Source organism: Streptomyces sp. NPDC018026, from assembly GCF_044327745.1.
Lineage (GTDB): Bacteria > Actinomycetota > Actinomycetes > Streptomycetales > Streptomycetaceae > Streptomyces > Streptomyces rubrogriseus.
Window position 1 is genome coordinate 263,303 of record NZ_JBIRFY010000007.1, and the last position, 21,027, is coordinate 284,329.

The 21,027-nt window shown below is 71.6% G+C and carries 20 protein-coding genes; 3 read left to right on the plus strand and 17 right to left on the minus strand.

Annotated elements, in window-relative coordinates:
• Nucleotides 1-22: 22 nt before the first annotated feature.
• The 3 genes from ACH4D3_RS23235 to ACH4D3_RS23245 form a co-directional block, all read right to left on the minus strand.
• The gene (locus tag ACH4D3_RS23235) at nt 23-592 is read right to left on the minus strand and encodes a helix-turn-helix domain-containing protein (RefSeq protein WP_003977207.1); all 570 of its coding nucleotides are present in this window, start codon (nt 590-592) and stop codon (nt 23-25) included.
• A 371-nt stretch (nt 593-963) separates the two neighbouring features.
• Nucleotides 964-3,582, minus strand: a complete 2,619-nt coding sequence (locus tag ACH4D3_RS23240; protein ID WP_398324904.1) for an ABC transporter permease/substrate binding protein — start codon at nt 3,580-3,582, stop codon at nt 964-966.
• On the minus strand, nt 3,575-4,669 hold the full coding sequence (locus ACH4D3_RS23245) for a glycine betaine/L-proline ABC transporter ATP-binding protein (RefSeq protein ID WP_398324907.1): 1,095 nt from the start codon (nt 4,667-4,669) through the stop codon (nt 3,575-3,577). Before ACH4D3_RS23245 ends, ACH4D3_RS23240 begins: the two co-directional genes overlap by 8 nt.
• 194 nt (nt 4,670-4,863) lie before the next feature.
• Between ACH4D3_RS23245 and ACH4D3_RS23250 the strand changes: the two genes are divergently transcribed.
• Nucleotides 4,864-5,769, plus strand: coding sequence for a 5'-3' exonuclease H3TH domain-containing protein (locus tag ACH4D3_RS23250; protein ID WP_398325331.1), 906 nt, complete (start codon nt 4,864-4,866; stop codon nt 5,767-5,769).
• 106 nt (nt 5,770-5,875) lie between these two features.
• Nucleotides 5,876-6,718 carry a siderophore-interacting protein gene (locus ACH4D3_RS23255; protein WP_398324909.1) on the plus strand — a complete coding sequence of 281 codons (843 nt, stop codon included), beginning with the start codon at nt 5,876-5,878 and terminating at the stop codon, nt 6,716-6,718.
• Between the two features lie 58 nt (nt 6,719-6,776).
• Here the strand turns inward: ACH4D3_RS23255 and ACH4D3_RS23260 are convergent, their stop codons facing one another.
• Nucleotides 6,777-7,358 carry a GNAT family N-acetyltransferase gene (locus ACH4D3_RS23260; protein ID WP_398324911.1) on the minus strand — a complete coding sequence of 194 codons (582 nt, stop codon included), beginning with the start codon at nt 7,356-7,358 and terminating at the stop codon, nt 6,777-6,779.
• 106 nt (nt 7,359-7,464) lie between these two features.
• On the opposite strand from ACH4D3_RS23260, the gene ACH4D3_RS23265 reads away from it, so the two are divergent.
• Entirely contained in the window at nt 7,465-8,415 is a 951-nt protein-coding gene (locus ACH4D3_RS23265) for an RluA family pseudouridine synthase (protein WP_398324914.1), read from the plus strand.
• 17 nt (nt 8,416-8,432) lie between these two features.
• Here ACH4D3_RS23265 and ACH4D3_RS23270 read toward each other — a convergent pair whose 3' ends face one another.
• The 13 genes from ACH4D3_RS23270 to ACH4D3_RS23330 all read right to left on the minus strand — a co-directional run bounded on the left by ACH4D3_RS23270 (nt 8,433) and on the right by ACH4D3_RS23330 (nt 21,008).
• On the minus strand, nt 8,433-9,929 hold the full coding sequence (locus ACH4D3_RS23270) for a cytochrome P450 (RefSeq protein WP_398324917.1): 1,497 nt from the start codon (nt 9,927-9,929) through the stop codon (nt 8,433-8,435).
• A gap of 76 nt (nt 9,930-10,005) precedes the next feature.
• Nucleotides 10,006-10,626 (minus strand): ATP/GTP-binding protein, encoded by a 621-nt coding sequence (locus tag ACH4D3_RS23275; protein WP_115741270.1) that lies wholly within the window; start codon nt 10,624-10,626, stop codon nt 10,006-10,008.
• Nucleotides 10,607-11,041 (minus strand): DUF742 domain-containing protein, encoded by a 435-nt coding sequence (locus ACH4D3_RS23280; protein ID WP_398324920.1) that lies wholly within the window; start codon nt 11,039-11,041, stop codon nt 10,607-10,609. Before ACH4D3_RS23280 ends, ACH4D3_RS23275 begins: the two co-directional genes overlap by 20 nt.
• Nucleotides 11,038-11,415, minus strand: coding sequence for a roadblock/LC7 domain-containing protein (locus ACH4D3_RS23285; RefSeq protein ID WP_167308645.1), 378 nt, complete (start codon nt 11,413-11,415; stop codon nt 11,038-11,040). Before ACH4D3_RS23285 ends, ACH4D3_RS23280 begins: the two co-directional genes overlap by 4 nt.
• A 26-nt stretch (nt 11,416-11,441) precedes the next feature.
• Nucleotides 11,442-13,067, minus strand: coding sequence for a sensor histidine kinase (locus tag ACH4D3_RS23290; RefSeq protein ID WP_398324923.1), 1,626 nt, complete (start codon nt 13,065-13,067; stop codon nt 11,442-11,444).
• 381 nt (nt 13,068-13,448) lie between these two features.
• Nucleotides 13,449-16,301: a DEAD/DEAH box helicase gene (locus ACH4D3_RS23295; protein ID WP_398324926.1), complete on the minus strand. Its 2,853-nt coding sequence runs from the start codon at nt 16,299-16,301 to the stop codon at nt 13,449-13,451.
• 67 nt (nt 16,302-16,368) lie between these two features.
• Complete coding sequence (gene tatC, locus ACH4D3_RS23300; protein ID WP_398324929.1) at nt 16,369-17,319, minus strand: twin-arginine translocase subunit TatC; 951 nt, start codon at nt 17,317-17,319, stop codon at nt 16,369-16,371.
• Between the two features lie 47 nt (nt 17,320-17,366).
• Complete coding sequence (tatA, locus tag ACH4D3_RS23305; protein WP_109033667.1) at nt 17,367-17,654, minus strand: Sec-independent protein translocase subunit TatA; 288 nt, start codon at nt 17,652-17,654, stop codon at nt 17,367-17,369.
• Nucleotides 17,655-17,931: 277 nt separating this feature from the next.
• Nucleotides 17,932-18,126: a hypothetical protein gene (locus tag ACH4D3_RS23310; RefSeq protein ID WP_398324932.1), complete on the minus strand. Its 195-nt coding sequence runs from the start codon at nt 18,124-18,126 to the stop codon at nt 17,932-17,934.
• 10 nt (nt 18,127-18,136) lie between these two features.
• Entirely contained in the window at nt 18,137-18,448 is a 312-nt protein-coding gene (locus tag ACH4D3_RS23315; RefSeq protein ID WP_398324935.1) for a hypothetical protein, read from the minus strand.
• Nucleotides 18,445-19,527 (minus strand): helix-turn-helix transcriptional regulator, encoded by a 1,083-nt coding sequence (locus ACH4D3_RS23320; RefSeq protein ID WP_398324938.1) that lies wholly within the window; start codon nt 19,525-19,527, stop codon nt 18,445-18,447. The genes ACH4D3_RS23315 and ACH4D3_RS23320 overlap by 4 nt, the downstream gene beginning before the upstream one ends.
• Nucleotides 19,528-19,545: 18 nt before the next feature.
• The gene (locus tag ACH4D3_RS23325; protein ID WP_398324941.1) at nt 19,546-20,499 is read right to left on the minus strand and encodes a helix-turn-helix transcriptional regulator; all 954 of its coding nucleotides are present in this window, start codon (nt 20,497-20,499) and stop codon (nt 19,546-19,548) included.
• 137 nt (nt 20,500-20,636) lie between these two features.
• The gene (locus tag ACH4D3_RS23330; protein ID WP_398324944.1) at nt 20,637-21,008 is read right to left on the minus strand and encodes an FKBP-type peptidyl-prolyl cis-trans isomerase; all 372 of its coding nucleotides are present in this window, start codon (nt 21,006-21,008) and stop codon (nt 20,637-20,639) included.
• Nucleotides 21,009-21,027: the final 19 nt, after the last annotated feature.

The window sequence follows — 21,027 nt, forward strand, 5'->3', positions numbered from 1 at the left end:
GTACGCCTTCACCGATACGCCTTCACCGGCGGGGGCCTTCCCGGACCGCCTCGATGTGCTCGGCGACGGCGACGACGATCAGCCGGGTGTCCGGCACGGTGGCCCGCCAGCGGTGCCGGACCCCGCCGGTGAGGTACAGCGTGTCGCCGCGCCCGAGCCGGTAGGCCCGGCCCTCGGCCTCGATCTCCACGGCGCCCTCGGCGACGAACATCAACTGGTCGTTGCGGTACTGCAGTTCCCGTCCGGCGTCGTGGTCGCCGGTGAACTCGGAGGCGTGCATCTGGTGGTGCCCGCGCACCAGGGAGCGCACCCTGGGTGCCAGCTCGGGGTCGGGCTCCTCGGCACGGACCACGTCGACGCTGCACGCGGGGTCGGCCGCGGCGAGCAGTTCCACGGCGGTGGTGCGCAGGGCGTCGGCCACCTTCTCCAGGGAGGTCTGGCTGGGCCGCGCCCGGTCGTTCTCGATCTGGCTCAGGAAGGGCACGGACAGGCCGCTGCGCTCGGACACCACGGCGAGGGTGAGTTCGAGGTCCCGGCGCCGCCGCCGTACGGCCGCGCCCACCCGGAGGTGCTGATCTTTGTGGTCGCCCATCGCTCCGGCTCCCTCCTTCACCCGTCGTCCTGATGAGTTCTCTGCACCCTACGCATGTTCGGCAAACCGTTTCATGCGGCCGTCACATCGATGTCACGGTGTGATGGCCGCGACCTCACGTTTCTCGCCACGGGTGGGACCGTCCGCGCGCCGTCGCGCACGCCTTATCCGTTCAAGGCGTGCGCGGCCTCCCGTGTTCCCGCCAGTCGCTCGCACCCCGGCCGGGGCACGCTCAGGCCGGAGCTTGGCGCTCCGTGGTTGGCCGAATCCCTACCGTGTCCGGGCCGGGAACGACCCGAGGGGTGGGCCCGGGGCGCCTGGGGAGACGCCATCGGGCCCACCCCTCGGGGTGACCGTCAGGGAGTACCGCGCTACTGCGGGGTCATCCGGCCGACGACGTCCGGGTGCTCCTTCAGCCAGGCGGCGACGGCTTCCTCCTCCTTGCCCTGACCGCGGTCCTTGATCTCGGCCTCCAGGCTGCCCAGCTCGTCCTCGCTCATCTTGAAGTTCTTGATCCACTCGGTGAGCTGCGGGTACTGCTCGGGGAACTTCTTGCTGGAGATGGTCCGGATCGTGTTGCCCTCGCCGAAGGCCTTCTTCGGGTCCTTCAGCTTGGTCAGCTCGTAGTCGCTGTAGGCCCAGTGCGGCGACCACAGGGTGACCGCGACCGGCTCCTTCTTGGCCAGGGCGCGCTTGAGCTCGGCCAGCATGGCGGGCGTGGAGCCGTCGACGACCTCGTACTCGTCCTCAAGGCCGTAACCGGGCAGCACGTCGTTCTTCAGCAGCTGCATCTCACCGGTGCCGGGCTCGATGCCGATGATCTTCCCGTCGAACAGGTCGCTCTTGCCCTTGAGGTCGGCGAGGGACTTGACGTCCTTCACGTACGAGGGGACGGCGATCTCCAGGGAGGTCGGTTCGTACCAGGTCCCCAGGTCGACCAGGTTGTCCTTGTGCTTGTTCCAGTAGTTGCTCTGGGCGTAGGGCAGCCAGGCGTCGAAGTTGAGGTCGATGCCGCCGGAGGCCAGGCCGGTGTAGACCGGGCCGACGTCCATCTGCTTCAGGTTCATCTTGTAGCCGCGGCGCTCCAGGACGTTCTTCCACAGGTAGGTGACGGCGACGTCCTCCTCCCAGGGGAACCAGGCCACGTCGAGCGGCTGCTTGGCCTCGGCGGGAGTGGCGCCGGAGCCGCCCTCGACCGGGGCGAGCTTGTCGACGACGCCCGGGTTGGCCTTGAGCCAGGTGCGGACGGCCTCCTGCTGCCGGCCCTTGCCGGCCTTGTTGATCTCGGCCTCGAGGCTGGTGAGCTGCTTCTCCGTCATGGAGAAGTCCTTCAGCCACTTGGCCACGACCGGGTTGTCGTCCGAGAAGCCCTTGCGGGACAGCGAGTGCACGCCGTCGCCCTTGCCCCAGGCGCCCTTGGGGTCCTTCAGCTTCTTCAGCTTGTAGTCGTTGTACGCCCAGTGCGGGGACCACAGCGTGACGACGATCGGTTCCTGCTTGCTGTAGGCCCGCTTCAGCTCGGCCAGCATCGCCGGCGTGGAGCTGTCGACGACCTTGTACTCCTTGTCGAGGCCGTACTCCTTGAGCACCTTGGTCTTGAGCAGGTTCATCTCACCGGCGCTGGGCTCGATGCCGGTGACCTTCCCGCCGAAGAGGTCGGCCTTGCCCTTGAGGTCCTCAAGGGTGTTGACGTCCTTCATGTACGCCGGGACGGTCAGCTCCAGCGACGTCTCGTCGTACCAGGAGCCGAGGTCCTCCAGCTGCTTGCCGTACTTCTTCCAGTACTGCTCGTGGGTGGTCGGCAGCCACGAGTCGGTCTGGAAGTCGATGTTGCCCTGGGCGAGCGCGGTGTAGAGCGGCCCGGCCTCGAACTGCTTGGCCTCGACCTCGAAGCCGCGCTGTTCCAGGACCTCCTTCCACAGGAACGTGGAGGCGACGCCCTCGTCCCAGGGGATGTAGCCGATGGAGACCTTCTTGCCGTCGCCGACGTTCTTGCCGCCGCCGGCCGTGTCGGCGTCGTCGGAGCCGCCGCCGAACATGCCCATGCCGCCGGCCACCAGGGCCAGGATCACGATGCCGATCACGGCGACCTGCGGCTGGGGGCGGTAGGACCAGATCTTCAGGCCCTTGGCGGCGCGCGCCTTGGCCGCGGCGCGGCGGCCCAGCGGGGAGACGTGGGTGCCCAGCGCGCTGGTCATGCGGTCCAGGTAGATCGCGAGGATCACGATGGCGAGACCGGCCTCGGCGCCGAGGCCGACGTTGAGCTGGCCGATGGACTCCATGACGTCGCCGCCGAGGCCGCCGGTGCCGACCATGCCGGCGATCGCGGCCATGGACAGGCCGAGCATGATGACCTGGTTGACGCCCGCCATCACCGTGGGCAGCGCCAGCGGGAGCTGGACGCGCAGCAGGGTGTTGCCGGGCGTGGTGCCGAACGCCTCGGCCGCCTCGACCAGCTCCTTGTCGACCTGGCGGATGCCCAGCTCGGTCATGCGGACGCCGGGGGCGAGGGCGAAGATCAGGGTGGCCACGATGCCCGGGGCGGAGCCGGTCCCGAAGAACAGGATCGCCGGGATCAGGTAGATCATCGCGGGCAGCGTCTGCATGAAGTCCAGGACCGGCCGCACGAACGCGCTCACCCGGTCCGAGCGGGCCGCCCAGATACCCACCGGCACCGCCACGACCAGGGCGATGATCGTGGCGACCAGCAGGAGCGCCAGGGTGACCATCGCGTTCTCCCACAGTTCGAGGGAGTCGATGAAGGCGAAACCGGCGAAGGAGAGGACACCGGCGAAGGTGCCGCGCAGCCAGAAGGCGATCACGGCGAAGATACCGGCGAGCAGCAGCGGCTCGGGGGCCTGGAGGACGGCGTTGATGCCGTCGTAGGCGCCGGTGAAGATGTCCTTGAGGAAGGTGAAGAGCCAGGAGACGTTGTCGAGCAGCCAGTCGACGCTGCTGTTGACCCAGTCGCCGAGGGGAATCCTAGGCACGGCTGATCACCTTCTTGCCGCCCTTGTCCCGCGGGCTGTCGCAGACACCGGGGACCACGTCCTCGTCGTCGCCGAGGAAGCCGATGAGCCGCTGGGCCGGGACGACGCCGACCAGTCGGCGGTCACCGTCGACCACCGCCACCGCGTGGGGCACCCGGGCGCTGATCGCGCACAGCTCCGAGAAGGGCGTCCCGGGCGTCGCGGTCTCGCAGTCGCAGTCGGCCTCGTCGCCGCGCACGTCGGTCTCCATGACGGCGGCGGCCGTCAGGACGCGGGAGCGGTCGACGTCCTTGGTGAAGGAGGCGACGTAGTCGTTGGCGGGACGTATCAGGATGTCCTGCGCGGTGCCTATCTGCACGATCCGGCCGTCGCGCATGACGGCGATGCGGTCACCCAGGCGCATGGCCTCGTTGAGGTCGTGGGTGATGAAGACGATGGTCTTCTTCAGGGTCTTCTGCAGGTCGAGCAGCTGGTCCTGCATGTCGCGGCGGATCAGCGGGTCGAGGGCGCTGAAGGACTCGTCCATCAGCAGCAGGTCGGCGTCCGTGGCGAGCGCGCGGGCCAGGCCGACGCGCTGCTGCATGCCGCCGGACAGCTCGTCGGGCCAGGACTTCTCCCAGCCGGCCAGGCCGCACAGGGCGAGCGCCTCGTCGGCGCGGCGCTCGCGCTCGGCGCGGGGCACGCCCTGCACTTCAAGACCGTAGGCAGCGTTGTCACGGACGCTGCGGTGGGGGAAGAGCGCGAAGTGCTGGAAGACCATGCTGATCTTCATGGAACGGACCATGCGCAGCTCGCGGTCGCTGAGCGCGGTGAGGTCCTGCCCCCCGAAGCGGACGTGCCCGGCGGTCGGCTCCGACAGACCGTTGAGCATGCGCAGCAGCGTGGACTTGCCTGATCCGGACAGCCCCATGACCACGAAGATCTCGCCGGGCTCCACGGTGAAGGACGCGTCGATGACGGCGGCGGTGGTGCCGTCGGCGCGCAGTTCCTCCCGGACGTCTTCGCCCTGGCGCAGTCGTTCGACCGCCTGATCCGGTTTCCTGCCGAAGACCTTGTACAGGTTTTCGGCCTCTAGTCTGGCTGACACGCTTACCTCTTGGCTCGGGGGCAGGGGCAGGACCCAAAGCTCCCCTAACAGTTGAATGCATCAACCAGCTTCGGCCCGGCTGCGCGCCTGCCCCGATGCTTATACGCCAAACATTTAAGTGAGCCAGCTCACACGTCGCCCCCCTCCCGCACACACGACCTGCGGCATGATTGCGAGGCGTGACCGGACGACTGATGCTTCTCGACACCGCCTCCCTCTACTTCCGCGCCTACTTCGGCGTGCCGGACTCGGTGAAGGCGCCCGACGGCACGCCGGTGAACGCCGTGCGCGGCCTGCTGGACTTCATCGACCGACTGGTGAAGGACCACCGGCCCGAGCACCTGGTGGCCTGCATGGACGCCGACTGGCGTCCGCACTGGCGGGTGGAGCTGATCCCCTCCTACAAGGCGCACCGCGTGGCCGAGGAACGGCCGGCCGGCCCCGACCAGGAGGAGGTCCCCGACACGCTGTCCCCGCAGGTGCCGGTCATCGAGGCCGTCCTCGACGCGCTCGGCATCGCCCGCGTCGGTGTGGCGGGGTACGAGGCGGACGACGTCATCGGCACCTACACGGCGCGGGCCACCGGCCCGGTCGACATCGTCACCGGCGACCGTGACCTGTACCAGCTCGTCGACGACGCCCGCGGCGTGCGCGTGCTCTACCCGGTCAAGGGCGTCGGCACGCTCAACCTCGTCGACGAGGCCGCGCTGCGCGAGAAGTACGGCGTCGACGGCGCCGGGTACGCCGATCTCGCGCTGCTGCGGGGCGACCCCAGCGACGGGCTGCCCGGAGTGCCCGGCATCGGCGAGAAGACGGCGGCCAAGCTGCTCGCCGAGTTCGGGGACCTGGCCGGCATCCGGGCCGCCGTCGACGACCCGAAGGCCAAACTGACGCCCTCGCAGCGCAAGCGGCTGACGGAGGCCGGGCCGTACCTCGCGGTCGCCCCGAAGGTGGTCAGGGTCGCGGACGACGTGCCGCTGCCGGAGACCGGCACCGCCCTGCCGCACGGCCCGCGCGACGCCGGGGCGCTGGACGCACTGGCGGCCCGCTGGGGGCTCGGCGGGTCACTGCAGCGGCTGCTGACCACGCTCACCGCCTGAGCGGCGCCGCGCGGCGGTCCGCTTCCACGAGCCGCACACGGGCCGGGGATGCTAGCTTAGGTATGCCTAACTCATGGATCCTCACGCAGGGAGCAGGGAGGCCGTCATGGCAGACCGTCCGGCACGCAAGCCGCGCAAGCCGCACACCGCGCAGGTCGTCCGCACCGAGCGGCTGACCCCGCACATGCAGCGCGTGGTGCTCGGCGGCGAGGGACTCTCCGCGTTCGCGGCGGACACCTGCACCGACCACTATGTGAAGCTGCTCTTCCCCTCCGGGGGCGCGACCTACCCGGAGCCCTTCGACATGGAGCGGATCCGCGAGGAGTTCCCCCGCGAGCAGTGGCCGGTGACCCGGACGTACACCGTCCGCCACTGGGACGCCGAGCACCGTGAGATGACCCTGGACTTCGTCATCCACGGCGACGAGGGGCTCGCCGGGCCCTGGGCGAAGCGGGTGCGGCCGGGCGAGACGATCCGCTTCATGGGCCCCGGCGGCGCCTACGCCCCCGACCCCGCCGCCGACTGGCACCTGCTCGCCGGTGACGAGAGCGCGCTGCCCGCGATCGCCCGCTCCCTGGAGGCGCTGCCCGACGGCACCCGCGCGTACGCCTTCGTCGAGGTCGAGGGGTCCGAGGAGGAGCAGAAGATCGACTCCGACGTGGAGGTCGTCTGGCTGCACCGGGCCGGCCGTCCGGTCGGGCAGGCGCTGGCCGAGGCCGTGCGCGCGCTGGAGTTCCCCGAGGGCAGGCTGCACGCGTTCGTCCACGGCGAGGCGGCCTGCGTGAAGGAGCTGCGCCGCTACCTCCGCATGGAGCGCGAGATCCCCCGCGAGGACCTGTCGATCTCCGGCTACTGGCGGCTCGGCCACAACGAGGACGGCTGGCAGGCGTCCAAGCGCGAGTGGAACGCCCGCGTCGAGGCCGAGCAGGAGGGCGCGACGGCGGCGTAACGGGCCCGCCCGCCCACGGACAGGCCCCCGCCGGGCCCCTGGCGGGCCACGGGCCCGGTCAGTCGCCGCGTACGCGCGCGTGCAGGTGCATGTCGTGCCAGCCGTCGGGGTGGAGGACGGCGCTGCGCTTGGTGCCCTCCAGGGCGAAGCCGGTCTTCCGGGCGACCCGGCACGAGGCGTCGTTGGCCACCGCGTGCAGGAGTTCCAGGCGCTGGAAGCCGATCTCGTCCAGGGCCCAGTGGGCCAGGGTCCGGGTGGCCCGGGCGGCGACACCCCGGCCGCGGGCGCCCGCCGTCGTCCAGTAGGCGACCTCGGCCACCCCGTCGCCGAGCACCCACTCGCGCAGCGCGACCCGGCCGAGCAGCCGGTCGCCGTCCGCGTCCGCGACGGCCCACTGGGCGCCGCGCTCCCGTTCCCAGGCGCCCTGCCACTCGGTGATCCAGCCCCGCACCTCCTCCTCGGAGTCGGCCGCGCGGGCGTGCCACTGGTGCATCACCGGGTCCTGGAAGGCCACGTGCACGGCGGGGGCGTCCTCGGTGCGCCACGGGCGCAGCACCAGCCCGTCGCCGGTGGGGAGCGTGGGCTGCGGGGCGCGGGAAAGGGTGCCGGCCTCGAGGACCGGGCGTGTCAGGTAGGGCATGGACGGCATCCTGCCAACGGGCCCGGACTCCGGCCCAGCGGTTTTCCGGCGGGCCCGGCCCACTCGGTCCGCCGCCGCGGGTCACCGCCTCGTACGCTGGCAGGTGATGAGACGCCGTACCCCTCCCCCGCCCTCGCCCCTGCCGCAGCGCGACGGCATCGACGCGGTGCGGGTGCGGCTGCCCGCGGACGGGCCGTGGTCCACGGTGCGGGAGCACCTGGCGGAGCGGCTGTCGGCCGCGGGCGCCGGTGTGGTCGACGGCATGTTCGACGCCGGGCTGTTCGTCGGGGCGGACGGACGCCCCGTGGCGGGCGACGCGCCGTACGAGCCGGGCCTGTTCGTGTGGTTCCACCGCGAGCTGCCCGCCGAGGTGCCCGTGCCCTTCCCGCTGGAGATCGTGTACCGCGACGCGCACATCGTCGTCGCGGACAAGCCGCACTTCCTGGCCACCACCCCGCGCGGCGGCCACGTCACGCAGACCGCGCTGGCCCGGCTGCGCCGGGAGCTGGACATCCCGGCGCTGGGTGCCGCGCACCGCCTGGACCGGCTCACGGCGGGGCTGGTCCTGTTCACCGTGCGCCCCGGGGAACGCGGCGCGTACCAGGGCCTGTTCGCCGACCGGCGGGTGCACAAGGTGTACGAGGCCGTCGCCCCGTACGACGCGGCGCTCGCCCTGCCCCGGACGGTCCGCAGCCGGATCCTGAAGGAGCGCGGGGTGCTCGCCGCCCGCGAGGTGGCCGGCGAGCCGAACGCCGTGACCCGCGCCGAGCTGCTCGCACACCGGCCGGAGCGCGGGCTGGGCCGGTACCGGCTGGTGCCCGGCACCGGCCAGACGCACCAGCTGCGCGTCCACATGACCGCGCTCGGCGTGCCGATCCTCGGCGACCCCCTCTACCCGGAGGTGGCCGCTCCCGTGCCGGCCGGTGACTTCCGGCGCCCGCTGCAACTGCTCGCGCGGGAGCTGGGGTTCACCGATCCGGTCACGGGACGCGAGCACCGCTTCCGCAGCGGCCGGTCCCTCGGCGCCTGGACCGGGTACGAGGACTGGGCTGCGTAGCGGGGCCGGGCCGGCCGTCAGTAGCCGCGCCACCAGAGCAGGAAGCGCTGCCAGGCACCGCGGGGGCGGGGCTGCTCCGCTCCCGGTGCCTGCTGGGGCTCGGCGGCCGTCACCGACACGGGCTGCGGCGGCTGGGCGGGCAGCGGCGGCTGTGTCCGCCGTTCCGGCTTGGGCAGGCCGACGTGCCAGGGGACGCTCCGGGCCGGGGCCGGGGCGTGACTCGGCTGCTGCATGATGTCCTGCTGCGCCCTGGGCTCGAAACGGACCGGCAGCTCCACCAGGTGCCGCGAGGCGATCGACGACCGCCAGCGCAGCTCGTCCTCGTCGCAGTCGAGCTGGAGGTCGGGCAGCCGCATCAGCAGTGCGTCGATACCGGCGTCGGCGATGGCCCGCCCGATGTCCTGCCCGGGGCATTCGTGCGGGCCGCCGCCGAAGGCGAGGTGGGCGCGGTTGCCCATCATGCTGGCATCCAGGTCGGGGCGGATGCGCGGGTCGACGTTGCCCGGCGCGATGCCGAGCAGCAGGCCGTCGCCGGCGCGGATGCGCTGGCCGCCGAGTTCCGTCTCCTGCTTGGCGAAGTAGGCGAAGACGCTGCTGAACGGCGGCTCGTCCCACAGGGACTGCTCGACCGCCTGGGGCACCGTCATCTGGCCGCCGCTGAGCTGGGCGCGGAAGCCCGGGTCGGTGAGCACCACGCGCAGCACGTTGGCGATCAGGTTGACGGTCGCCTCGTAGGCGGCCAGCAGGACCACCCTCAGGTGCTCGCGGACCTCGTCGTCGGTGAGCCCGGCCGGGTGGGTGACCAGGCGGCCCGCGATGTCGTCGGCCGGGTCGGCCCGGCGGGTGGCGGTGAGCCGTCCCAGCGCCTCCATGACGTAGGCGTGGCTGGCGATCGCCGTGTCGGTGCCCTTGAGGGTGTCGCGGGCGGCCTCCACCAGCCGGTCGTTGTACTCCTCGGGCATGCCGAGCAGATGACACATCACGCCCATCGGCAGGTGCTCGGCGAACCGGCCGACGAGGTCGGCGCGGCCCTCCTCGCAGAAGCGGTTGACGACGCGCTGGGTGTAGCGCTTGATGTGCCGGCGCAGCTCCCGGTAGTCGAGGTCGGACATGGCGCTGGTGACCGCGCCGCGCAGGCGCTTGTGCTCGTCGCCCTCGGCGTGCGAGCAGATGGGCTGCCAGGCGATGTGCGGCATGAGGGGATGGTCGGGCTTGACCATCCCCTCGTTGAGCGGGGTCCAGATCCGGCTGTCGCGGCAGAACTGGGAGGGGGTGCTGACCATGTGCAGGTTCTCGGCGTGGCCGAGGACCACCCACATGGGTACGTCGTCGTGGAGCAGCGCGGGCGCCACCGGCCCGTGCTGCTCGCGCAGCTTCTCGTACAGCTCCTCCAGGTCGTCGGCCTCGTGCAGCCGGTGCAGTCCGCCCGGCCCGAGGCCGTGCGCGGGGCAGCCGGGCGGTGGTTCGAGCAGGGGTTCGCCCGTTCCGGTCGGGGAGTGGCTTTCAGGCGTCACAGTCTCGCTCCGCAACAAAAGGTGTGGTCACGTCAGAAGGTGTGGGTCACGTCGGGGGGTTGGCGGGGCGCGCGGGTCAGGTGAGCGCGCCCTTCATGGCGAGGGAGTGCAGGAAGCGCATCAGGGTCATCAGTACGTCCCGGCTGGAGGCCCGGCGCCGCACGTCGCAGTCGAGGATGGGGATCTCCTCGGGCAGGTCGAGCGCGGTGCGCAGTTCCGCGACGGGGTAACGCGGCGCGTCGGGGAAGGTGTTGACGGCGACCACGAAGGGCACGCCGCGTTCCTCCAGGCGGCCCATGACGTCGAAGCTGACCTCCAGGCGACGGGTGTCGACCAGGACCACCGCGCCGAGGGCGCCCTCGAACAGGCCGTTCCACAGGAACCAGAAGCGCTCCTGGCCGGGTGTGCCGAAGAGGTAGAGCACCAGTTCGTCGGTGATGCTGATGCGGCCGAAGTCCATGGCGACGGTGGTGGCCGTCTTGGAGGCGGAGCCGTAGTTGTCGTCGACGCCGATACCGGCCTGGGTCATCGTCTCCTCGGTGGTCAGCGGTCGGATCTCGCTGACCGAACCGACCATGGTGGTCTTGCCGACCCCGAAGCCGCCCACGATGACGATTTTCACGGCGGCCTCGGCCGTGTGCGGCAGCCGGTCCTCGGTGCGTGGGCCCGGGATCGTGTCAGAGCTTTTGAAGTCCATGCATCACCGCTTCGAGGAGGTTTCGGTCGGCGACCTTCTGGCGGACGATCGGGGCGCGGGCCTGCACCAGTTCCGACGCCAGCAGGTCGGTGAGCAGCACGGTCACCACACTGAACGGCAGGCTCAGATAGGCCGACAGCTCGGCGACGGACAGGGGTGCGGCGCACAGCCGCAGCAGCGCGGCCTGTTCCGGTGTGGCGGACACCGGGGGGTCGGCGCGGGCCACGATCAGGGTGACGAGGTCGATGTCGGCGCGTTCGCCGCCTCCCTCGCCGCCGATGACGAAGAGCCGCTCGGGGTTGCGGACCTCGCCCTCCTTGGCGGGCGCGCCGGAAGGGGCGGGCGCGGTGGGAGGAGCAGGCGCGGCGGGCCGGCCGGGCCCGGGGGTTCGCCTCTGGCGCCTGGGAGGAGTCATACGGTCTGCCCGTTGCGCCGTGCCGGACTGGTGAGGTGGGGGCCGATCCGGGCGACCAGGTCGGCCATGCTCAGGCCCATCCGGCCGGGTTCGCAGCGGACGTCGGAGAGCACGGCGAGATAGGCGTTGGGCCCGGCGGCCATCAGGTAGAAGTAGCCGCCGTTCATCTCGATGAGCACCATCTTCATGTCGCCGTCGCTGGTGGGGATCTCCTGGCTGACGGCGCTCGCCAGGCTCTGCAGGCCGGCGCAGGCGGCGGCGACGCGGTCGGCGGCGTCCGGGTCCCCGGAGTAGCGGGCGATGCGCAGGCCGTCGGCGGAGAGCACCACGATCATCTCGATGCCCGGGACGCCGTCGTAGAGGTCCCGGAGCATCCAGTCGAACTTGCCTTGCTGCTCGATCACTTGAGGTTCCCCTCGTCGTCTGCCGGGGCGTGGGCCGGCTCGTTGCTGCTGGACTGCTGGTGGGCCTGCGTGCTGCCCGGGTGCTGCTTGAGTCCCTCCCAGAAGGCGCCGATGAAGTGGCCCGGCGGGAGCCCGCCCTGGTCCTTGTCCTGCGCGGGCTCCGGCTCCGCGGGCGCCGGGATGCCGTTGCGGGCGCGCTCGGCGGCCTGCCGGGCCTCGCGCTCGGCGTCCTCCCGCTCCCACGCGGCCTGCTCGGCGAGGCGCTGGCTGAGCGGCATCTTGACCCGGCTGCGGCGCTGCGGGAGCCCGCCGGCCGTCCACTCGGTCACCTCGGGGACGTCGTCCTCCAGGGACACCGTGGCGGGGATCCGGGGGCTGGTGGGGCGGCGCTTCTTGGGCTTGCGCTCCGGTCCGGGCAGGGCGTCGGGGCCCGGGGTGGGGATCGAGGTGGCGCCGATGCCGTGGGCGAGGCCGACGCCGGGCTCGGTGGTCATCATCTTGCTGGGCACGATGAGGATGGCGCGGACGCCGCCGTACGCGGAGGCGCGCAGCGAGACGTCCATGCCGAACTGGGTGCACAGCCGGCCGACGACGGACAGGCCCAGGCGCGGGTGGTGGGCGAGGTCCTGCACGTCGGTGCCGCGCTTGGCCTGCTCCAGCAGGCCCTCGATGCGGCCGCGGGACTCCTCGCTGAGGCTGACGCCGGCGTCCTCGATCTCGATGCACACTCCGCTCTGCACCTCGGTCGCGGTGACGTGCACCTTGGCCGCGGGCGGCGAGTAGCGGGTGGCGTTGTCGAGGAGTTCCGCGGCGGCGTGGATGACCGGTTCGACGGCGGTGCCCTTGATGTTGACCTTGGCGATGGAGGCCAGGTTGATCCGGCGGTACTCCAGGATCCGGGACATGGCGCCGCGCAGCACGCTGTAGAGGGCGACCGGTTCGGGCCACTGGCGTCCGGGCCGGCCGCCGCCGATCACCGAGATGGAGTCGGCGAGGCGGCCGATCAGCGAGGTGCCGTGGTCGATGCGCAGGAGGTCGTCGAAGACCTCGGGGTTGCGCCCGTGGTCCTCCTCCATCTCGCGGAGTTCCTTCTGCTGCTGGTGGACGATCGCCTGGACCCGGCGGGCGATGTCGACGAAGGAGCGCTCGGCGGACTCGCGCATGGCGTCCTCGTGGTCGACGATCTCGCAGACCATCCGGATCAGCTCGCGCTGGGGCCCGCCGAGTTCGGTGTAGGCGGGGTTCACCTCGCCGAGGCGGCTCATCAGTTCGCGGGGCGTGACGCCCCGGCGCATGAAGTTCAGGACGTCGGGGAGGACTTCGGCGCCGAGGCGGACCATCTCCTCGTGGTGGCTCGCGGCCCGGTGCTCCAGATACGCGGTGTGACGGGCGTGCTCGGCGCCGAGGGCCCGCAGCGCGCGGCCGCGGCGTACCGCTTCGGCGGCCGCGGCGATCACCAGGACGGTGGCGACGGCACCGCACAGGCCGACGGCGAGCCGGGCCGGTTCCGTCACGAGGGCGACGGCGGCCCCGGTGGCCGCGGCCATCAGTATGGCCGGCAGCAACAGCGTTCGCGCGTAGGGAAGTTCACGGCGACCTGGAGGGGAATCAACACTCACCATGTAGGCCCTCTGAAAACGAATCGGCTGGGATGGGGGAGCTTGCGACGGGGTACGTCTCGGAGTTGTCAGGATTTTCGGCGCATTGGGAACAAGCGCGCGATTACACCTCAACTCGGTGCGCTGCGGGCGAGCTTAGTCCGGGGGGATCATCGCCGTGTCATATTCGGCAAGCACCTGAAACGGGCATGGGGACTGGAGTAGGGTCGGGCCCATTTGCACGCCAAGGAGTCATTCGAACACGTGGAGTAATGCCTCAAGGGTGCTCGAAAACCACTCACCGTGACGAGGGAACGAGGCGCGGGGGCGCGGGGCGGGGGCGCGGAACGCGCGAAGGCCCGGCGGGTACTCCCGCCGGGCCGGTGTGAGGTGTCGGGGCCGGGGTCAGCCCACGGACGAGTAGGCGACCACCCCGCGCAGCAGCTCGTCGACCGCCTTGCGCGCGTTCTTCGGGACGGTGGAGCCCGCGCCGGGCGCGGCGGCCGAGATCTGGCCGAGGACGTCGATGACCTGCTTGCACCAGCGCACGAAGTCGCCGGCCGGCATCTCGACCTCGCGCAGCACCTCGTCGAGCCCCTTGCCGGAGGCCCACATGTACGCCGCCCAGGCGAAGCCGAGGTCGGGCTCGCGCTGGCCGACGCCCTCGGTCTGGCTGATCCGGAAGTCCTCCTCCAGGGCGTCCAGGCGGCCCCAGATGCGGACCGTCTCGCCGAGCGCGGCCTTGGCCGGGCCGGAGGGCAGCTTCGGGGCCATCGCGTCGTCGGCGGCCCGCGACTCGAAGACCAGCGCCGAGACGCAGGCGGCCAGCTCGGCCGGGGACAGCCCCTCCCAGACGCCCTCGCGCAGGCACTCGCTGGCGAGCAGGTCCAGCTCGCCGTAGAGCCGGGCCAGGCGCTTGCCGTGCTCGGTGACCTCGTCGCCGCGCAGGTAGTCCAGCTCCGTCAGCAGCGCGACGATCCGGTCGAAGGTGCGGGCGATGGTGTTGGTCCGGCCCTCGATCCGGCGCTCCAGCTGCGAGGTGTCGCGCAGCAGCCGGTGGTAGCGCTCGGCCCAGCGGGCGTGGTCCTCGCGGTCGTCGCAGCCGTGGCAGGGGTGGGCGCGGATCGCCTTGCGCAGCCGGTTGATCTCCCGGTCGTCGGCGGCCTGGGAGCGCTTCTTGCGGGCCCGCTCCGGCGTGATGTGCCCGGCCTTGGTGCGCAGCGCGGAGGCGAGGTCGCGGCGGGACTGCGGCGAGCGCGCGTTGAAGGACTTCGGGATCCGCATCCGGTCCAGCGCCTCGACGGGCACCGGGAAGTCGATCGACGCCAGCCGCTTGACCTGCCGCTCGGCGGTCAGCACCAGCGGGCGGGGCCCGTCGTGCTGGTCGAAGCCGCGGTGGCCGTTGGACCGCCCGGCGGGCAGCCCCGGGTCGAGGACCAGGGCGAGGCCCGCGTACTTGCCGGTCGGCACGTGGATGACGTCGCCCGGCTTCAGCTTCTCCAGCGCCACGGCGGCCTCGGCACGCCGCTGGTTGGCGCCCTGCCGGGCCAGCTCCTGCTCGCGGTCCTTCAGCTCGCGGCGCAGCCGGGCGTACTCGTCGAAGTCGCCGAGGTGGCAGGTCATGGAGGCCTTGTAGCCCTCCAGGCCCTCCTCGTTGCGCTGCACCTGCCGGGAGATGCCGACGACCGACTTGTCCGCCTGGAACTGCGCGAACGACGTCTCCAGCAGCTCCCGCGAGCGGTGCCGGCCGAACTGCTCGACCAGGTTGACCGCCATGTTGTACGACGGCTTGAAGCTGGAGCGCAGCGGGTAGGTGCGGGTGCCGGCCAGTCCCGCGAGGTGCTCGGGGTTCATGGCCCGCTGCCACAGCACCACCGCGTGGCCCTCGACGTCGATGCCGCGCCGTCCGGCCCGGCCGGTGAGCTGGGTGAACTCGCCGGGGGTGATGTCGGCGTGCTGCTCGCCGTTCCACTTGACGAGCTTCTCCAGCACGACCGAGCGGGCCGGCATGTTGATGCCGAGGGCGAGGGTCTCGGTGGCGAAGACGGCCTTCACCAGTCCGCGGACGAACAGCTCCTCCACGACCTCCTTGAAGGTGGGCAGCATGCCCGCGTGGTGGGCGGCGATGCCGCGCTCCAGCCCCTCCAGCCACTCGTAGTAGCCCAGGACGTGCAGGTCCTCGCGGGGGATGGAGGCGGTGCGCTCCTCGACCAGGGCCCGCACCCGCTCCCGGGCGCCCTCGTCGTTGAGCCTGAGGCCCGCGTACAGGCACTGCTGGACGGCGGCCTCGCAGCCGGCCCGGCTGAAGATGAAGGTGATCGCGGGCAGCAGCCCCTCGGAGTCCAGCCGCTCGATGACCTCGGGCCGGCTCGGCGTCCACACCCGTGAGCGCTGTCTGCGCTCCCGCTCCCGGTCGGCCTCCTTCATGGCGCGGCCGCGCCTGCGGTCCTGGTAGGAGGGGCGGCTCGCCTCCAGGCGCGCCATGCGCGTCAGGTCGGGGTTGACGGCCTTCTTGTGGCCCTCGGCCTCCTCGAACAGGTCGTACATCCGGCGTCCGGCCAGCACGTGCTGGAACAGCGGCACGGGCCGGTGCTCGGAGACGATCACCTGGGTGTCGCCGCGCACGGTGTCCAGCCAGTCGCCGAACTCCTCCGCGTTCGACACGGTCGCCGAGAGCGACACCAGGGTCACGGACTCGGGGAGGTGGATGATCACTTCCTCCCACACGGCGCCGCGGAACCGGTCGGAGAGGTAGTGCACCTCGTCCATGACCACGTGGCCGAGGCCGAGGAGGGTCTGCGAGCCCGCGTACAGCATGTTCCGCAGGACCTCGGTGGTCATCACGACCACCGGGGCTTCGGAGTTCACGCTGTTGTCGCCGGTGAGCAGGCCCACCTTGTCGGCGCCGTAGCGGCGGCACAGGTCGGCGTACTTCTGGTTCGACAGGGCCTTGATCGGCGTCGTGTAGAAGCACTTCCGGCCCTGCTGGAGGGCGAGGTGGACGGCGAACTCGCCGACGATCGTCTTGCCGGAGCCGGTGGGCGCGGCCACCAGCACGCCCTTGCCCGCCTCGAGTGCCTGACAGGCCTCGATCTGGAAGGGGTCGAGGCCGAAGTCGTACATCTCGCGGAAGGAGGCGAGCGCGGTGGCCTGCTCGACAGCGCGCTGACGGGCTGCCGCGTACCGCTCGGCCGGTGAGAGATCCTCTGTCATCGTGCTTTCGAGCGTACCGGCCCGCACCGACAACCGGACGATCATTATCGGGATCGGCCGTGTGGGGGCCGCGCGGGGGCGGCGGCGGGTGCCGTCACCGCCCCGGCGGTCCTCAGGTCACGTCGTCGTAGCCGTTGACCCGGTCCTTCGTGGCCTGCTCGGGCAGCGCACGGGCGGTGGTCACGGCCTCGACCTCGCCGATGTCCTCGGGGGTGAGGTCCAGGTCGGAGGCCTCGTCGTCGTCGGGCTCCAGCGCCTCGCGGCGGGCCCTGCGACGGTCGTTCAGCAGGGAGATGGTGACCGCGGCGAAGTACAGGACCCAGATCGGACCGGCCAGCATGATCATCGTCAGCGGGTCGGTGCTGGGCGTGGCGATGGCCGCGAACAGCGTGATGCCCATGATCATCGCGCGCCACCAGCCGAGCATCCGCCTGCCGGTCAGCACGCCGGTGAGATTGAGCATGACCAGCAACAGGGGCAGCTCGAAGGAGAGGCCGAAGACGACCACCATGCGCGTCACGAGGTCGAGCAGCTCGTCCAGCGGCAGCAGGTTGTCGACGTCGTTCGGCGTGAACTCGATCAGCACCTTCGCCGAGGTGGGCAGCACCGCGTAGGCGAAGTAGGCGCCGGCGAGGAAGAGCGGGGCGCCGGTGGCGACGAAGGCGTAGGCGTACTTCTTCTCGCTCTTGTGCAGCCCCGGGGCGACGAACGCCCACAGCTGGTAGAGCCAGACCGGCGAGGCCAGCACGACACCGGCCGTCAGGGACACCTTCAGCGCCAGGGTGAAGGGGCCGAGCAGACCGTTGATGGTGATCTGCGCGCACGGCTCCGAGCCGGCCTCCGACTTGGCCAGCTCCGCGAACGACTTCTCACATCCGATCGACTGGAGGATCGGGTCGGTGAGGGCGTTGATGATCCACTGGTAGAAGAAGGCGGCGACCACCGTGACGACGACGATGGCGAGCAGCGCCTTCGCGAGCCGGTTGCGGAGCTCACGAAGGTGTTCCGCGAGCGGCATCCGCCCCTCGGGGTCCTTCTCCTTGTTGCGGGCAGGCTTCAGCAACCCACGTTCCCATCTCGTGCGGCGGGCCGGAGATCACCGGCCCTGCGTCAGCGCTTGGTCGTGTCCGTCGGCTCGGTGACCGGCCGGGAGCTGGTCACGTCGCCGGGGGCGGCCTGGATGGTGCGCTGCGCCGCGGACTGCTCGGGGTTCGGCGGGTCGGCGGGGGCGGCGTCGTCGGACTTGGCCTCGCTCTTCATGGCCTTGGCCTCGCTCTTGAGGATGCGCGCCGACTTGCCGAGCGAGCGCGCCATGTCCGGAAGCTTCTTCGCGCCGAACAGCAGGATGATGACGACGAGGATGAGAATGATCTCGGGGGCGCCGAGCCTTCCGAACATAAGTCTTTACCTTCTCACCGAGGCGGCTGGGTGGGGGTGCTGTCCGACCGGCCGGACATATGTCCGATCGATCGTCTTGTGCAGCGATCGTAACGCTCAGGGGTGAACGTGAGGCAATCCCCGTGCGTACTCCCGTCCGCGACCGGGCCTCGTTTTCCTGGCCGCGACCAGCAGCGTACCGCCCGGGGCCCGTGGGGTGACAGGGCGAAGTGTCCCAAAACGTAACTCGGACCGGCCTGTCGGGCCGCCGGCACCGTCCCGTGGCGGGTTTCGGCCTTCACAAGGCGTCCACGGCGCGGGCGGCGCTCTCGGTGGCGCGCTCCAGGTCCTCGGCGGCCCGGCTGATCCGGCCGGCGGAGTCCGTCACCTGCCGGCCGAGGCGCTGCGCCTCCACGAACACCTTCACGGCGAACACCGCGAGGACGGCGAGACCCAGGAAACCCACGGCAACCGCGAACATCGGCCAGAACATGACGTCGAGACTAGACGGTGGAGTGAAGGCGCAGGGTCCTGACCCCGCCGCCGGTGAGCAGCTCCACCACCCGCTCCCCCGCCGGCTTGCGCACGGCCGACCCGCACTCCGGGCAGGTGAACGAGTAGAAGGTGGTCCGGCTCGTGGCACCGATGGCCAGGCGCAGGGCACTCGCGGCCAGTTCGAAACGGCCCCGGCAGTCCGGGCAGCCCGCCTTGAACACGACCGGTGACACCCGTCTCATGCCGGCGAACGCGACCGCCGCGGTCATGCCCGGCCCGGACGGGCCGGTCGCCCCGGACGGCCCCAGGGGGTCGCTCACAGTCCTCGCTCCTGCCTGTCGTGCTGCCCCTCGGCCGCCGCCGCCCCGCGGCGCGCGCCCTCGGCGGTGTCGGCCCCGCCGTGCGCCCCGGCCGCCTCGATCCCGTCGTACGCGGCGAGCGCCTCGCGGGCGGCCCGCCGGGCACTGTCGGCCAGCGCGGGCGGGGAGACGATCCGGCCGTCTTGTCCGAGCCGCAGCGCGAGCCGCCGCAGCGAGGCCGGGTCGGGAGTGCGCAGAGTGATACGCAGCCCGCCGTCGGGACGTTCATCGGCGCTGTCGTGCGGGTAGTACTCGGCGACCCAGCGCCCGCCGGGACCGACCTCCACGACGACCTCGGGGTCCTCCGCGGCGGGCTGCACCAGCCCCTCCGACAGGTCCCGCAGCTCCACCTCCGGCGGTGCGGACGGCTCGTCCAGGATGCGGATCTCGGCCACCCGGTCGAGCCGGAAGGTGCGCCGCGCCTCGGAGCGGCGGCACCAGGCCTCCACGTACGTGTGCCCGACGCTGACCAGGCGGATGGGGTCGATCTCCCGCTCGGTGACCTCGTCGCGGGCCGGCGAGTAGTAGCGGATCCACAGCCGGCGGCGCTCCGAGATGGCCCGGTCGACGTCGGCGAAGACACCGCCCTCGGACTCGAAGGTGACGGACAGGCGGGAGCTGGCACCGGCGGCCTCACCGGCCGAGGCCTCCACCTTCGCCGTCGCCCGCAGCAGCGCCTGCCGGTCGCTCTCGCGCAGCCCCGGCAGGGTCGCGACGGCACGGGCGGCGACGAGCAGCGCGGTCGCCTCGTCGGCCGCCAGCCGCAGCGGCTCGGCGGCGTCCGCGCCCAGCGCGGCCGGGTTGTGCCACCAGATGCGCTCGCCGTCGGTGTCAATGTCGAGGAGGTCGCCGCCGCGGAAGCTGGTCCCGCACATCGGGAGCACGTCGAGGTCGGAGACCAGCTCGTCCTCGGTGATGCCGAAGGCGCGGGCCACGTCCTCGACCCGGGCGCCGGGACGCTCACGCAGATACGTCACCAGGGACAGCATCCGCCGGGTCTGGTCGATGGCGTTCACGGGCCTGACCGGTTTGCCTGCCACAGTGTTGTCCGCTCCCCCTCAGCCCTTGGCGACGGCACGCAGCCGGTCCACCACGTCCGCACGCAACTCCGCGGGCTCCAGCACCACCACGTCCGGCCCGAACTCCACCAGCCAGGCGTCCAGGCCGTGCCCGTACGGAATCTCCAACTCGTCCCAGCCGTCACCGAGTTCCCGCACCCCGGTGGCCTTCGCCCGAAGGGGGTACCCCGCGCCCGCACGCAACCGGATCAGCGCGGACCGGTCGGCGGTCTCCCCCGCCCAGCTCGCGACGGTCTCCCGGACCGTGACGACGTCGGGCACCGGCGCGCCGAAGCGGGAACCGCGCGAACGCACCTTCCCCGTGATCCGCGACAGCCGGAACACCCGCTCGGCACCGCGGTCGCGATCGAAGCCCGCCAGGTACCAGTGGCCGCGCCAGCACTCCAGCGCCCACGGCTCCACATGCCGGGGCTCGGGCTGGGCGGCGTTCGCCTTGCGGTAGTCGAAGACGACCGGCCGACGGTCGCGGCAGGCCAGCATCAGCGGCTCGAAAGCCGCCTCGTGCACCGGGATGCGGGGCTCCAGCGCGCTGTGCGCCTCGTAGGGGTCGACATCCTCGGGCAGCCCGGCCGCCCGCAGCTTCTGCAGCGCTCCGCTCGCGGCACCGGCGAGGCGGGCCTGCTGCCACACCTTCGCCGCCAGCCCGAGCGCGGCGGCCTCCTCGGCGTCCAGGGTGATGGGCGGCAGCCGGTTGCTGTCCCGGCGGGCCAGGTAGCCGATCTCGCCGTCGAGGCTCTCCACGGTCTCGATGACCAGTCCCAGCTCGCGCAGATCGTCCTTGTCGCGCTCGAACATGCGGTTGAAGGAGTCGTCCGAGGCCGCTTCGAGGTAGGCCTCGACGGACTCGCGCAGTTCGCGCTTGCTGAGTGGCCGCCGCGTCCCGAGCAGACACAGCGCCAGGTTCATCAGCCGCTCGGCCTTGGCAATGGCCATCGACGCCCTTCTCCCTATGGTGCTTACGACGGATGACCGTACCGCCCCGCGGTGGCGCGGCAAAAGCCGAGGGCCCATGCCCGGACAGGCATGGACCCCAGGTGACCGGCTCCGAACGCCGAGCGCTCGTACTTCGATCAGACTCCGAGCAGATCGACCACGAAGATCAGCGTCGAGCCGGCCGGGATCGCCGGGGCCGGGCTCTGGTCGCCGTAGGCGAGGTGCGCGGGGATGGTCAGCTGGCGGCGGCCGCCGACCTTCATGCCCTGCACGCCCCGGTCCCAGCCCGCGATGACGCGGCCGCCACCGAGCGGGAAGCGGAACGGCGCACCGCGGTTCCAGCTGGCGTCGAACTCCTCGCCCGTGCTGAAGGTCACGCCCACGTAGTGGACGGTCACGGTCTGACCGGCCTCGGCAACCGGGCCGTCGCCCTCCCAGATGTCCTTGATCTCGAGGTCCGCCGGGGGCTCGCCGCCCGGGAAGTCGACCTCGGGCTTGTCGATGCTCACGTGTTCAGCTCCTGCTTGT

What these genes read in the sequence shown, in the direction of transcription:
- ACH4D3_RS23235 (WP_003977207.1), bottom strand. Translation starts at nt 592, where the DNA reads ATGGGCGACCACAAAGATCAGCACCTCCGGGTGGGCGCGGCCGTACGG.
- ACH4D3_RS23250 (WP_398325331.1), top strand. Translation starts at nt 4,864, where the DNA reads ATGCTTCTCGACACCGCCTCCCTCTACTTCCGCGCCTACTTCGGCGTG.
- ACH4D3_RS23255 (WP_398324909.1), top strand. Translation starts at nt 5,876, where the DNA reads ATGGCAGACCGTCCGGCACGCAAGCCGCGCAAGCCGCACACCGCGCAG.
- ACH4D3_RS23260 (WP_398324911.1), bottom strand. Translation starts at nt 7,358, where the DNA reads ATGCCCTACCTGACACGCCCGGTCCTCGAGGCCGGCACCCTTTCCCGC.
- ACH4D3_RS23265 (WP_398324914.1), top strand. Translation starts at nt 7,465, where the DNA reads ATGAGACGCCGTACCCCTCCCCCGCCCTCGCCCCTGCCGCAGCGCGAC.
- ACH4D3_RS23275 (WP_115741270.1), bottom strand. Translation starts at nt 10,626, where the DNA reads ATGGACTTCAAAAGCTCTGACACGATCCCGGGCCCACGCACCGAGGAC.
- ACH4D3_RS23280 (WP_398324920.1), bottom strand. Translation starts at nt 11,041, where the DNA reads ATGACTCCTCCCAGGCGCCAGAGGCGAACCCCCGGGCCCGGCCGGCCC.
- ACH4D3_RS23285 (WP_167308645.1), bottom strand. Translation starts at nt 11,415, where the DNA reads ATGCTCCGGGACCTCTACGACGGCGTCCCGGGCATCGAGATGATCGTG.
- ACH4D3_RS23290 (WP_398324923.1), bottom strand. Translation starts at nt 13,067, where the DNA reads ATGGTGAGTGTTGATTCCCCTCCAGGTCGCCGTGAACTTCCCTACGCG.
- ACH4D3_RS23295 (WP_398324926.1), bottom strand. Translation starts at nt 16,301, where the DNA reads ATGATCGTCCGGTTGTCGGTGCGGGCCGGTACGCTCGAAAGCACGATG.
- tatA (WP_109033667.1), bottom strand. Translation starts at nt 17,654, where the DNA reads ATGTTCGGAAGGCTCGGCGCCCCCGAGATCATTCTCATCCTCGTCGTC.
- ACH4D3_RS23310 (WP_398324932.1), bottom strand. Translation starts at nt 18,126, where the DNA reads ATGTTCTGGCCGATGTTCGCGGTTGCCGTGGGTTTCCTGGGTCTCGCC.
- ACH4D3_RS23325 (WP_398324941.1), bottom strand. Translation starts at nt 20,499, where the DNA reads ATGGCCATTGCCAAGGCCGAGCGGCTGATGAACCTGGCGCTGTGTCTG.